Annotated in this window: 9 protein-coding genes and 1 other RNA gene; 7 read left to right on the top strand and 3 right to left on the bottom strand. The window is 63.2% G+C overall.

The annotated features are described in order from the left end of the window. Positions 1-104 precede the first annotated feature (104 nt). From ssrA to D5400_RS08490, 4 genes are all read left to right on the top strand, one after another. Positions 105-478, top strand: a transfer-messenger RNA (tmRNA) gene (gene ssrA, locus D5400_RS08505). Positions 479-558: 80 nt separating this feature from the next. Beyond that, positions 559-1,116 (top strand): SspB family protein, encoded by a 558-nt coding sequence (locus tag D5400_RS08500; protein ID WP_126009518.1) that lies wholly within the window; start codon positions 559-561, stop codon positions 1,114-1,116. Positions 1,117-1,123: 7 nt separating this feature from the next. After that, positions 1,124-1,333, top strand: a complete 210-nt coding sequence (locus tag D5400_RS08495) for a DUF4169 family protein (RefSeq protein ID WP_126009516.1) — start codon at positions 1,124-1,126, stop codon at positions 1,331-1,333. A 36-nt stretch (positions 1,334-1,369) separates the two neighbouring features. Next, positions 1,370-1,588 carry a ribbon-helix-helix domain-containing protein gene (locus tag D5400_RS08490; protein ID WP_126009514.1) on the top strand — a complete coding sequence of 73 codons (219 nt, stop codon included), beginning with the start codon at positions 1,370-1,372 and terminating at the stop codon, positions 1,586-1,588. 8 nt (positions 1,589-1,596) lie between these two features. Here D5400_RS08490 and D5400_RS08485 read toward each other — a convergent pair whose 3' ends face one another. Beyond that, positions 1,597-5,460 carry an AsmA family protein gene (locus D5400_RS08485; RefSeq protein WP_245451538.1) on the bottom strand — a complete coding sequence of 1,288 codons (3,864 nt, stop codon included), beginning with the start codon at positions 5,458-5,460 and terminating at the stop codon, positions 1,597-1,599. Here D5400_RS08485 and D5400_RS08480 point away from each other — a divergent pair. Beyond that, positions 5,371-5,649, top strand: a complete 279-nt coding sequence (locus D5400_RS08480; protein ID WP_126009510.1) for a hypothetical protein — start codon at positions 5,371-5,373, stop codon at positions 5,647-5,649. The genes D5400_RS08485 and D5400_RS08480 overlap by 90 nt on opposite strands. Here D5400_RS08480 and D5400_RS08475 read toward each other — a convergent pair. Continuing rightward, positions 5,607-7,019: an FAD-binding oxidoreductase gene (locus D5400_RS08475; RefSeq protein WP_126009508.1), complete on the bottom strand. Its 1,413-nt coding sequence runs from the start codon at positions 7,017-7,019 to the stop codon at positions 5,607-5,609. The two genes, D5400_RS08480 and D5400_RS08475, sit on opposite strands and share 43 nt — an antisense overlap. A gap of 180 nt (positions 7,020-7,199) precedes the next feature. Between D5400_RS08475 and D5400_RS08470 the strand changes: the two genes are divergently transcribed. Both D5400_RS08470 and D5400_RS08465 read left to right on the top strand, forming a co-directional pair. After that, the gene (locus D5400_RS08470) at positions 7,200-7,607 is read left to right on the top strand and encodes a thioesterase family protein (protein WP_245451485.1); all 408 of its coding nucleotides are present in this window, start codon (positions 7,200-7,202) and stop codon (positions 7,605-7,607) included. Between the two features lie 37 nt (positions 7,608-7,644). Then, the gene (locus D5400_RS08465) at positions 7,645-9,288 is read left to right on the top strand and encodes a chloride channel protein (protein WP_126009504.1); all 1,644 of its coding nucleotides are present in this window, start codon (positions 7,645-7,647) and stop codon (positions 9,286-9,288) included. Positions 9,289-9,312: 24 nt separating this feature from the next. Here D5400_RS08465 and D5400_RS08460 read toward each other — a convergent pair whose 3' ends face one another. After that, positions 9,313-12,507, bottom strand: coding sequence for an efflux RND transporter permease subunit (locus D5400_RS08460; protein WP_126009502.1), 3,195 nt, complete (start codon positions 12,505-12,507; stop codon positions 9,313-9,315). Between the last annotated feature and the right edge of the window lie 74 nt (positions 12,508-12,581).

The raw sequence follows: 12,581 nt of genomic DNA, 5'->3' as shown, positions 1-12,581 counted from the left end.
CACGACGAAATCCTGGATCATGGATGCCATCTCTTCGCACAATGCGCATCACACGAATTTTCACGAGCGCGTCACGTGCGATCTGCCGGGATGCGAACGCATTCCCTCTTTCAATCGAGCGGCGGAAACCCTATATCTCGACTGTCGTCGCAAGGCGACTATGGCAATAAACGGGCGGTGTAATAAGCTCTTCGGACCCGGGGGCGGTACCCGGCGCCTCCACCATGAACCGACGGTTGCAAGCGCGCTTGCCAGGCCGGTTGATGATGGGGGCGAAATAGGATCGACGGGAGTGTAAAGATCGACTTTTTGCCCGGCATGATACCACCGTTATCGGGTCAAACTTGTAGTTGCAAACGACAACTATGCAGAAGCTCGTCTCGCCGCCTAAGGGCAGCGCGACAGTTTCAATTCAAGCCCTAGTCGGTATGCTCGGCTAGGCGGGGTCCGGAGGCACCTGGCAACAGAAGCCTCCACCTTCTCAATGATTTGGTCTATAGACGGCGCATGCCGACTCGCACGGTCGGCCGAAACAGCGAATAAGAAAGAAATGGCCCCATGGTGCAGGACCACATCCGCTACGACATTCTTGCGCAGGACGCGCTTCGCGGCGTGATCCGCAAAGTGTTATCGGAATGCGCCGCCACGGGGTCCCTCCCCGGCGATCACCATTTCTTCATCACCTTCATGACGAACGCTCCCGGCGTGCGCATTTCGCCGGCGCTGCGCAAGAAGTATCAGGACCAGATGACGATCGTCATCCAGCACCAGTTCTGGGATCTGAAAGTCACCGAGACGCTGTTCGAGATCGGCCTGTCCTTCTCCGATACGCCCGAAAAGCTCGTGATCCCGTTCTCGGCCGTGCGCGGGTTCTATGATCCCTCCGTCAATTTCGAGCTCGAATTCGACAGCGCACCCGGCGAAGTCTCGCTCGTTGGCGAAGACGACACTGCGGAAACCTTCGATCCCGTCGCTTCGCTGACGGAAGAACTGATGGAAGGCCCGCTCGACGACGCGCCTGCCGCATCCGGTGAAGGCGACGACGACAAGCCCAAGGGCGGCAAGAAGTCCGGCGCCGACGTCGTGTCGCTCGACGCATTCCGCAAGAAGAACTGAGCCGACGATGTCCGGCGATATCGTCAATCTGCGCCAGGCTCGAAAGCGCCGCAAACGGGCAGAGGACGAAAGCCGCGCGGCTCAAAACCGCATCACCTTCGGTCGCACGAAAAGCGAAAAGCAGGCGACATCAGCGTTGAACACGCTCGTCGACAGACGCTTGGAGGCCGGCCGCCGTGAAACGACAGAGCCGGTCAAGCTGGACGATGGAAACTGACGCAGCCGCTTCTCGTTCCTCTGCGGGTGTGACGGCATGATCCGTAAGCACTCGATTTCGCTGAGCGGCCATCGCACCTCATTTTCACTGGAAGACGCGTTCTGGACGGAGCTTCAGGCACTCGCCAAAGCGCGCGAATTACCGATCGCGGCTTTGATCGGCGAGATCGACGCGGAACGGGCGCCGGACTGCAATCTATCCTCCGCAATCCGGCTTCACGTATTGGCTGCGCTCAAAGCTTCAGCCGGCCACTGATCCGTTGATCATTCGACAGCGTTGAGATCGACCCCGGGAAGCGTCTGGAAATCAGGCGTTGGAGCGGGTCCGCTAGGCAAGCCATTGGCGGGCACGTCGCCAGGCAGGGACGGATTGATCGCCTGACCATCGAAACTCTGTTCGTCGAAGGGCTGATCCCAGCCTTCGAGCGCCGGCTGTTCGCCCGGCACATCGCTCGGGGGTATCTGGAATGGTGGCGCAGCCGGAAGCGGCACCTCCGGCGGCGGAGCATCGCGCAGCGCATCTTCCGCTGCCTGCGCTTCGGCTGCACGCCGTGCCGCTTCCTCTGCCTGCCGCTCCGCTTCCCGCGCCAACCGCTCGGCTTCGGCTGCAGCGCGCTCTTCGCGCTCCGTTGCCCGTGCGGCGATATCGGCACGCAGAAGCGCTGCTTCACGGCGCAGCCTCTGCTTTTCGAGCACCGCCGCCTGAACCCGTTCGACCCGGCGTCGCTCACGCTCATAGGCGCGCAACGACAAGAAATTGGCGAGATCGATCGCCGTCAGCGAAACCTCCGGCGCCTCCAAGGTGCCGCGCACGGCGACGTCAACGGCCGGCAATGCGCCGGGCATCGCTTCGTCTCCGGCCTCGAAAACAAGATCGAAGCTCGCGTTCAGCGCCATGGTGCGTAGATCCAATGCACCGTCACCCGATAAGGAAGCGCCCTCGCCTTGCATCACGATGCTGGAGGCGCGGGCAACGCCGCCGGCCACGTTGATCGGTACTGCCAGCCTGCTCGAGGTGAAAGCGCCTGCATCCAGGGCTTCGGCGGCGAGATCCGCGACCGTCGCCTCGTCGATGATAAAGCCTTGCGCATCTGCGCCTGCGAGGATTGCAGAAAATGCCTGCTGATCGAGGCCGCCGATGCGGAGGTCGTCGAGCTGCAGTGTCGCTGATCCGCTCAGTGCTCCAACCACCGCCTGCGGACTCTTGCCGGTGCCATCGAGAGCGATGGCGATCCCTGCCCGGCCGGACAGGTTCGCGAGTTCGGGGGTGTCGGCGAAGATCCGCCCGATATCGGCGTCGACCAGCTGTGCCTGCAGCCGCACGACGCCCGTATCGTCGGCAACACCGAAAGCCGTATCGCCCGAGATGCGTCCGCCCAGCCATTCGCCTTCGGTCTGGGACAGCATCAGCGTACCGTCCTGGTAGCCAAGCCGCGTCGAGAGCGTCTGGGCAGGTTCGGCGTGACCCAGTTCCGCCTCATCGGCCGTGACGGCAACATCCAGGACGAACGGATAGGGAGCAGTCTGCAGCAACTCTCGATCGGACCACGCTTCGGCACTGCCGGAACGAAGCGGAGCGCCTGCCAGCGCTTCGGCGAGCCAGGGCAGATCGAGCAAACCGATGTCCAGCGATCCGTCGATGCGGACATCTTCGTCACGACTGACGGTCAAATCGGCCGACAGCGGATTATCCGCAATCTGCCCTTCCAGCCGCTCGATCCTCCAGAGATCGTTCTCGACCGTGACTCTGGCAGTGAGATCGGCGGGCAGACCGCTGCCGAAACCCGGCAGTCCGAGCCCTGTCAGCAGCAGATAAGGATCGAGGTCTTCAGCGGCGAGCACGACATCAAGCTCGCCGGCCGAGAGGCGTGATTGCGCAAACGACGTGGCGCCATCGACCCGCAGGGACAATCCCGGGCTGGCAAGCGTCGCCGCAACCGAAGCGCTGTTGGAAAGAACCCCGTCCACGGTACCGTCGATGCGCATCGGTCCGCCGACATCGAAAGGGAGAACCGGCAATCCGATCTGCGCCAGAAGATGATCGGACCGCGGATGCTCTGCCTCGAACGTCAGATCGAGCGGAACATCAGCGCCGACTGTGGAAACATCACTCGACACGCTGGCGGCGATGGTGCTGCCGCCGCTCGTGCCTTCGATATCCAGCGAATAACCGCTGCTGCCGTTCTGACGCGGCGCATCACGCGCCGAGCCGAGCGTCAGTTCGACAGTCAGATCCGTCTCGCGGAAGAGCGCGGCGTTCTGCCGGAAATGCGACAGGTCGATCACGCCCCGCAACCGGCGCTCGGCCAGAGCCAGCGCCGCAGCCGGATTCTCGGAGGAAATGCGTATGTCTGCCCGCCCCTGCGGTTCGATGCGCAGATCGGAGAAAACGCCGACCGCGGAAATTGCAGCACCTTCGATGTCGCCAACCGACAACCGCTCGATGTCGAGCAGCCCGCTGCCATAGGTAAATGCCGTGTCGACATCGGACATAGCGATGCCGTCGGCCGTGAAATTCTCCGCCCTGAAGCGCGCCGCAAGATCATGCCCTGCGATGCCGGGCTGGCTGTCACCATCGCCGAACAGCCCGACCAGCGCCGAAAGTGCGTCGAGATCGAGCGTGTCGCCGGAAAGATCGACCGCGAGCGACGGCACTTCCGATTGCGTCACGCGCTCGAAGCGGCCCTGAAGGGTCGCCGGACCGATCGCAAGTTCCAGGTTCTCGAAGCGCTGATAGCCCGTCGTCAGCTGCACGTCGGCTTGGAAACCGGCAGCAGTGAGCCCGCGAATGGCCGGCGGTACGGAGCCGCGCAACCATGAAGCAAGGCCGCTCGGCTGGCTCGACGCCACGACGAGATCGCCGGAAAAGCCGAAATCCTCGCCCAAAGCCAAGTCACCCGACGCTTCGATCAGCGTGCGGCCCGGCAGCGATGCGCGGAATCGATCGACCCGCCATGCTTCGCCATTGTCGGGAGCCGCTTCGATGCTGACATCCCGCAGCGTGGTCTCTCCCGCCACGACCGCCGGCAGATTGAGACTGACGCTGCCCGGAAGATCGGGGATCGGAATTTGCGCGATGATGTCGCGGAAAGTGGCGACCCGCTCGGCGGCCGACAGCGCGACCACAGGCTCGTCGATCTCGGCTTCAGTCGCTTGACCGTCGGTGGCCGCCTCATCCCCTGGTGCCGAACCGGCATCGCCGATCCGGTCGACATCGATCTGCTGGCCGTCGGCAATAACGAGAAATTCAGGCTCGGGACCGGTATCGAGCGTCGCCTCGCCGGTGACGACGTAAGGGTCGGTGGCCGCGCCGACCTCAAGGCGATAGTCGGGAATGCGAAGCCGGTCGCTCTCGGCCTCGAACCTTCCGCTGCCGCGCAGCGCCGCCGCTGCAGGCCCGGCTCTCACCGTTTGCGAAGCACCCGGCTCCGCCTGCGCGCGCAACATCTGCACCACGAAATTGCCGGCATAGCGAGGCTGGCCGTCCACGAACCGGGCATCGCCATCAAGCTCGAGCGAGATCGGATGGCGATCGGGCGAAAGCCGCGTTGTCACGCGGATCGTGCCCTGATCGTTCACGGGTCCGGTCGTGATGGAGAAGGCAGCGCTCTCGTCGCCGCGCCGGGCAGTGCCGGTGACGCGCCAGGGTCCGATCAGCGCATCCGCCGAGACGGTCGCCTGGACATCCTCGATTTCATGCACGCGCCCGTTCTGCCCATCCTGGACGGTCAAATGGCCATTGGTGATAGCAACTCGCTCGAGAACGACATTTGCGGTTGGCAGCGCCTGTTCGGTCCTTTGCGCCCAGTCGATGACACCGTTTTCATCGAGCTGTACCGTCAGATGCGGGTCTTCGATGCGCATGTCGAAGATGCGCACTTCACCGCTGAGAAAAGGCGCCAGTTCGGCATCCATCGAGAAGCGCGCGATCCGCATCATCGCGTCTTCGGCAGGAACGCCCTCGCCGGCCGATCCGCCCACTTCCACATCGTTGAAGGTGACAGACGGAAAGGGCAGAAGCCTGGCGTCGGCGCTGCCATGAACGACAACCCGCTGGCCGAGAATACGGCTCGCCTCCCGCTCGAATTCAGCGCGATAGTTGCTCCAATCGACGAAGGGAGGAACGATCAGCGCTGCAAACAGGACGACGACGATCAGGCTGCCGATAAAGACGAACAGACGAGCCAGCGCAAAAGACTCCTTGAACTGCGGGTAGCAACGGCGATCCGTGACGGGCTACCGGCCGGATCCAGCCCCGCACTGATACGGGAGAATCACGTCAAATCAAAGATTTTACCGGGGTTCATGATGTCGTGAGGATCGAGCGAGCGCTTGATGGCCCTCATCACATCCACACTGCCGCCGAGTTCCAAGGGCAGATAGCGCATCTTGCCCTGTCCGATGCCATGCTCGCCGGTGCACGTGCCGTCGAAAGCGAGCGCCCGTGCGTTCAGCCGCCCGATGAAGGCTTCCGCGCGCTCGATCTCAAGGGTATCGGCCATGTCCATCAGCACGAGCACATGGAAATTACCGTCCCCCGCATGGCCGACGATCGGCGCGATCAGGCCTGTCTCGATGATGTCTCGCTGCGTTTCCTCGACGCATTCCGCCAACTTGGAGATGGGAACGCAGACATCGGTTGAGACCGCGCCGGCACCCGGCCGAAGCTGCAGCGCCGCCCAATACGCATTGTGCCGGGCCTTCCAGAGTCGCGCCCGTGCTTCCGGGTCCGTTTCCCAGGAGAAAGTGCCACCGCCGCACTCTTCGGCGATGTCGGCGAAAAGGGCCGCCTGCTCGCGCACGCCCGCTTCCGTACCGTGGAATTCGAGGAACAATGCCGGCGTCTCGGGATAGTTGAGCCCTGAATAGGCGTTGCAGGCCCGGATCTGTAGAGCATCCAGCAGTTCGATGCGGGCGACGGGTATCCCCATCTGGATCGTCATGATGACCGCCGAGCAGGCATCATGGATCGTCTTGAACGCGCACACACCACCGGACACGGCCTGCGGGATGCCGGCAAGCCGCAGCGTCACTGACGTGATCACGCCGAGCGTGCCTTCGGCGCCCACGAAGAGCCGCGTGAGATCATAGCCCGCGGAAGATTTGCGCGCGCGGCGCGCCGTTCGGATCTCTTCCCCGCTTGCCGTGACTGCCGTCACCGCGATGACATTGTCCCGCATCGTGCCGTAGCGCACCGCGTTTGTGCCGGATGCGCGGGTCGATGCCATGCCGCCGATGCTCGCATTGGCGCCCGGATCGATAGGGAAGAAAAGGCCCGTATCGCGCAACTGGGCATTGAGGGCCTCGCGGGTAATGCCTGGCTCGACCGTGCAATCCATGTCTTCGGGATTGACCTCGATGATGCGGTTCATCCGCGACATATCGAGCGAGATCCCGCCATTCGGCGCATTCACATGACCTTCCAGCGAACTGCCGACACCGAACGGAATGATCGGAGTGCGGTGTGCAGCCGCGATCTGAACGACTGTCCGCACATCCTCCGCGCTTTCGGCGAACACCACGCCATCGGGCAGCTGCCCGGCGATATAGGTCGTCGTGTGCGCATGCTGCGCTCGCATCGCCTCGCCTGTCTGCAGCCGATCGCCAAACCGATCGCGCAAGGTCCGGAGCACCTCGCCGATCGCTGTCTCGTCCCGCGCGCCCGATCGGATATCCGCCAAAGCCACTGATCGTCCTCCACCCCAATGCTGTCGCCTGCCTTGCAGGCATGGCCTCGACCGTTAAAGTGTCATTTGCACCTTGATACAATCGAAGCAGCGGGACGATCCATGCTTTTTGATAGTCCGGTCCTCGCTCCGCCCGAGGAAGTGCGCCAGGAATGGATCGACTTCAACGGTCATCTTAACATGGCCTACTACAACGTCCTCTTCGATCACGCGGTCGACCACCTGTTCACAAAGCTCGACTGCGGGCCGGAGTATATAGAGCAGCGCAAGCTGAGCTTCTTCACCGCCGAGGCGCATGTCCGTTATGTCAGGGAAGTGCATGCGGGCGACATGACCCGCTGCTCGCTGCAACTCGTGAACCACGACGCCAAACGGCTTCATCTCTATCAGGAACTGTTCCACACCGATGGCTGGCTGTCGGCCACCAGCGAAACGCTGCTGCTGCACATCGACATGAGCGTCCGAAAGGTGGCGACCATTCCGGATGATATCCGCGAGAAAATCGATGCTCTTGCCGCCGCCCACCAGTCGCTGCCGCAACCAGCCATGGTTGGGCGTGGCATCGCATTGAAGCGACAACAGCCTTGATGACGATGCTTGCGCCAATGGTCTGGTGGAGGAAGCAGTGAAACCTGTGCTGCCGGATTACATTGCCGGACTTCCGCGTCTGCTGAAAAGTTGGATCGCACCGAACTTCAACGCCTTTCGCCGCGATCGACTTTCCCTTCTCTGGCTCCTGTCGCTTCTGATCGGTATCGGGGTTGCGCTTGCTGCCATTGCATTCCGCGAGGCGATCGGCCTCGTCCAGCTGTTGTGGCTCGGCGATCGATCGGAGCGCGTCTTGAGCGCCGCGCGAGAGGTTCCTCCTTACGTCATCTTCCTGGCACCTGTCGTCGGCGGCCTCGTCGTCGGAGCGATGCTGCATTATTTGATGCCCTCGAAACGCACGCAAGGCGTGGCGGACGTGATCGAAGCACGCGCAATGTCGGGGCGGCCGATCGGCTTTCGCGAGGGCCTTCTGTCTTCGATCATCACCGCGATCTCGCTCGGCAGTGGCGGCAGCGCCGGACGCGAGGGACCCGTCGTCCACCTCGGCGCGACCCTTGCAAGCGGCATGGCACGGCATCTTTCGCTGCCGGAGTGGAGCCGCCGCACCTTGCTGGGCGCGGGCGTTGCGGCGGCGGTCTCGGCAAGCTTCAATGCCCCGATCGCAGGCGTCTTGTTTGCTCATGAGGTCATCCTGGGCCACTACGCCATGCGTGCCTTCGTGCCGATCGTCATCTCCTCGACGGTGGCGGGCGTTCTGTCACGCGTCTATTTCGGCGATGCCGCCGCCTTCATGCTGCCGGCCTATGGCATCACATCCTACTGGGAGTTCCCAGCCTTCGCCCTACTCGGGGTCGTCTCGGCCCTTGTCGCCATCGGCTTTCAGTTCACCTTGTTTTCAGCCGATTTCCTCGCGCGGCGGATGACCGTGCCGCTCTGGACGAGACCGGTCATCGGCGGTGCCGCGATCGGCTTGATCGGCATGGTGCTGCCGCATGTGCTCGGCGTCGGCTACGAAGTGACTGATCTCGCGCTGTGGGGGCAGTTGCCACTTATACTGATGCTGGTCCTCATCGTGGCGAAGACGATCACGACCGCAATCACGCTTGCCTCCCGCTTCGGCGGCGGCATTTTCTCGCCTGCTCTTTATCTCGGCACGCTGACCGGCGGAGCGTTCGGCATCGTGGCGGCGGCCCTCTTCCCGGACCTCGCGTCTAGCCGTTCCCTCTACGCCATCCTTGGCATGGGCGCTGTCGCCGGCTCTGTGCTCGGCGCTCCGATCTCGACGACGGTGATCGTCTTCGAACTGACCGGCGGCTATGCGCTGTCAGTCGCGCTGCTGCTGTGCGTCGCGATCGCCCATGGCATCAACCATGCGCTCCACGGCCATTCCTATTTTCAGTGGCAATTGGCGAGCCGTGGAATCTTCGTGCAGGATGGGCCCCACCAGACCTTGCGCCACGCGATCAAGGTCATGGACTTCATGACGCCGATAGAGCCGGACAGCGAAGGCTCGTTCGACCGCGAAAAACAGCCGGATGCCCTGAAATCGTCCGACACGTTGGAGCGCGCTTTACGTCTCTTCGACCAGGGCGGCCACTCCCGCCTCCCGGTCCTCGACGAGAAGAGCGGAACGACCCTCGTCGCATGGGCAAGCCAAGTCCAAGCGCTCGAATATTACAATGCCCGGCTTGTTGCGGCGAGCGAGGAGGAGCACCGCTAGTCGGCGGCGCTCCTGCCGGTCTTGCTAAGTGTTGCGCATGGCCGCGGCCGCATCGAGTTCGCCGAGCAGCTTCACTTCCTCAGCTGCGCGCGGCTTGCTGAACCGGGCCAGCAGCAGATAGGCGACCGGCGTGACGAAGAGCGTCGCTGCAACGGCAAGACCCAGCCCCCCCACGATGATCCAGCCGAGAGCGATGCGCGCTTCCGCGCCCGCGCCTGACGCCGCCACGAGCGGCACACCACCGATAATCGTCGCGATCATCGTCATCATGACCGGACGCAGGCGAATGGCGCAGGCCTGTTCGATGGCCTGGCGCACATTGCGCCCCTGGTCGCGGAGCTGGTCGGCAAATTCCACGATCAAGATGCCGTTCTTGGCCATGATCCCGACCAGCAACACCAGACCGATCTGGCTGTAGATGTTGAGGCTGCCTCCGGTCAGCACCAGCGCAAACACCGCACATGCGAGCCCAAGCGGCACGGTCGCCATGACGATCAGAGCGCTGACGAAGCTTTCGAACTGGGCCGACAGCACCAGGAAGATGATCAGGATGGCAAAGCCGAAGGTGATCAGCATGCCGCTGGAGTTTTCCTGCAGCGTCGCCGCTTCGGCCAAGGGGATGATGCGTTCGCCGGCCGGAAGAATCTCGTCCGCCATCGCCTGAACCTCGCCGAGCGCCTCCCCGAGCGGGAAATCGCCGACTAGCCCCGCGTTGATCGTGATGGAGCGCAGCTGACGCTCGCGGTCGAGCGAAGGCGCGATCGCCCGCTCCTCCACCGTTGCGATGGTGGCCATCGGCACGTTCTTGCCGTCGGCGGTGCGAATGAAGATGTTTTCCAAATCCGTCGGGTCGTTGATCGGGTTCGTGGTCGATTCGATCAGCACCGGCACCGCGCGACCATCGACGAACACATCCGCGAGCTCCCGCCCATCGACCATCGCCTGGATCGTGTCGGAGAGGCCGGTGATGTCGATACCGAGATCGTAGGCGCGATCACGGTCGATCGACACATAAAGCTGCGGCTGCGTCGTCTCGAAGGACTGCCGGACCTGGTTGAACCGTGGATCTTCCTCCAGCCGCCGCACGATCTGATCGGCGGAGTCTGCGAGCGATTCGTAGGTATTGCCGACGATCGCGAACTGAAGGCCATTGCCGGCCCCGCGGATGCCGAGACTATTCGGCTGGATGGCAAAAGCACGCACCGACGGCACCTGCGCGACGGCCGCGTTGATGTCGGCCACGATCATGGCCTGGGAGCGCTCGCGCTCGCTCCAGGGCGCCAGCGTCATCACCACGAACGCGCTGTTCGGTTCGCCTCCCTGCCCTGTATTGGTGAAGATGTTGCGGATTTCGCCGCTGTCCATCAGCGGCTGCAGAGCCTGCTCGATCTTGCGAACCTGCACGCCCATGTAGTCGAGGCTGACACCCTGCGGTGCCGAAACGCGCATCAGCGCGAACGAGCGATCTTCCGCTGGCGTGAGTTCCTGCCGCACGCCACCGAGAGCCAGGAGCGACGCACCGAGGAACAGAACCGACACCAGCACCACGATGAATGGCGCATTGAGGCAGGTCGCCAAGGCCCGATTGTAGAGCTGCGCACCCGCGCCCGCGATGCGCATCTTCAACGATTTGCGACTGCCTTCCATGTGCGGCAGCGAATCCTTCGTCAGAAGCAAGGAAGCCAGCATCGGGCAAAGCGTCAGCGCAACGAGCGATGATAGGGCCACGGCAAAGGCGAGCACGAAGCCGAACTCGCGGAAAAGACCACCGGTCTGGCCTGGCAGGAACGAGATCGGCACGAAAACCGCCGCAAGCGTCGCTGTCGTGGCGATCACGGCGAAGAACATTTCGCGCGTCCCGATGACCGCTGCGGCGCGTCGGCCAACGCCTTGGGCGCGACGCCGCACGATGTTCTCAAGCACGATGATCGCATCGTCCACCACAAGCCCCGTCGCAAGCACGATGGCGAGTAGGGTCAGGATGTTGAGCGAGAAACCCGCAAGATACATTGCTGCGAGCGTACCGATGAGCGCCACCGGCAGCGTCAGCATCGGGATCAGCGTCGCACGCCAATCCCCGAGGAAGAGGAAAATGACGACCAGTACGGCGACGACCGACACGGCAAGCGCAAGCTCGACCTCGTGGAGCGCACCTTCCACGAAGACGGCGTCGTCGCTGGTGATCGCGATCTGAACGTCATCCGGCAGCACGTCCGCCTGCAATTGCGCAACGGCAGCCGCGACACCCGACGAGATGTTCAGCGTGTTCGACTGCGCCTGGCGAATGATGCCGAGGCCGACACCGGTCCGGCCGTTCGATCGAAGACCGCTCGCGCCGTCGTCGGCGGCAAGCGTCACGGTCGCCACATCGCCAAGCCGCACGCGCCCGTCGATATAGAGCTGCTCGAACTGTTCGGGAGTCGTGACATCCGCAGTCGCGCGGACAACGAGGTCCTGGTTGGCGCTCGATAGCGAGCCGGCCGGCACGTCGTATGAAACGGAATCGAGAACCGCCCGCATGCTGCCGACCGTCAGGCCGCGCGCAGCGAGCTTGTTCTGATCGACATCGACACGGAAGATCTTCTGGCGGTCGCCGTAGACCTGAACGTCGGCCACACCTTCCACGGCGGCCAGTCGGTTGACGACCTCATCTTCCACGAGGATCGTCAGATCCTCGATGTTCATGGCGTCGGCCGTCACCGCCAATCGCATGATTGCCTGGGCGTTCGCATCGGCCTTCACGATGATGGGGTCGTCGGCGTCATCGGGCAGCCGCCCAAGCGCGCGCCCCATCGCATCGCGCACGTCCGACGCTGCGACATCCAGGTTGACGTTGTCGTTGAACTCGATCGTGACCCGACTGTCGCCGAACTCCGACGACGAGGAGATCGACCGAACGCCGGAAACGCGAGCGACCGCGCCTTCCACGACTTCCGTCACTTCGCGGTCCATTGTCTCAGGCGCAGCCCCGGCAAAATCAGTGCGGACCGTGATCACGGGACGGTCTACATCCGGCAATTCACGGATTTCGATGCCGACGAAGGCAGCGAGCCCTGCAACGATGATCAGCGCGTTGAGCACGAACGCAAAGATCGGACGACGGACGAAAAGCGCGATGCCGCCGGTGGAGCGGTTGGCAAAAAGCGCCTCTTCCTCACGGTCGGCCAGTTGTTCGGCCGTGCGCTTGTCGTCGCTGGGGCGGATCTCCGTTGGGCTCATCAAATGCGCTTTCTCGGAACGATGTCTCGGGGCTGATATCGAAACCTAGACTGGTCCAGGATCGAAGCGGCGAA

Origin of the sequence: Georhizobium profundi, assembly GCF_003952725.1 — a bacterium.
Classification (GTDB): domain Bacteria; phylum Pseudomonadota; class Alphaproteobacteria; order Rhizobiales; family Rhizobiaceae; genus Georhizobium; species Georhizobium profundi.
The sequence above is the reverse complement of the archived record's forward strand: the minus strand, read 5'-3'. Positions and strand labels throughout refer to the sequence as shown.

Coding starts and splice junctions, on each gene's coding strand:
- D5400_RS08500 (WP_126009518.1), top strand. CDS start 559: ATGGTGCAGGACCACATCCGCTACGACATTCTTGCGCAGGACGCGCTT.
- D5400_RS08495 (WP_126009516.1), top strand. CDS start 1,124: ATGTCCGGCGATATCGTCAATCTGCGCCAGGCTCGAAAGCGCCGCAAA.
- D5400_RS08490 (WP_126009514.1), top strand. CDS start 1,370: ATGATCCGTAAGCACTCGATTTCGCTGAGCGGCCATCGCACCTCATTT.
- D5400_RS08480 (WP_126009510.1), top strand. CDS start 5,371: ATGAACGACAACCCGCTGGCCGAGAATACGGCTCGCCTCCCGCTCGAA.
- D5400_RS08470 (WP_245451485.1), top strand. CDS start 7,200: ATGGCCTACTACAACGTCCTCTTCGATCACGCGGTCGACCACCTGTTC.
- D5400_RS08460 (WP_126009502.1), bottom strand. CDS start 12,507: ATGAGCCCAACGGAGATCCGCCCCAGCGACGACAAGCGCACGGCCGAA.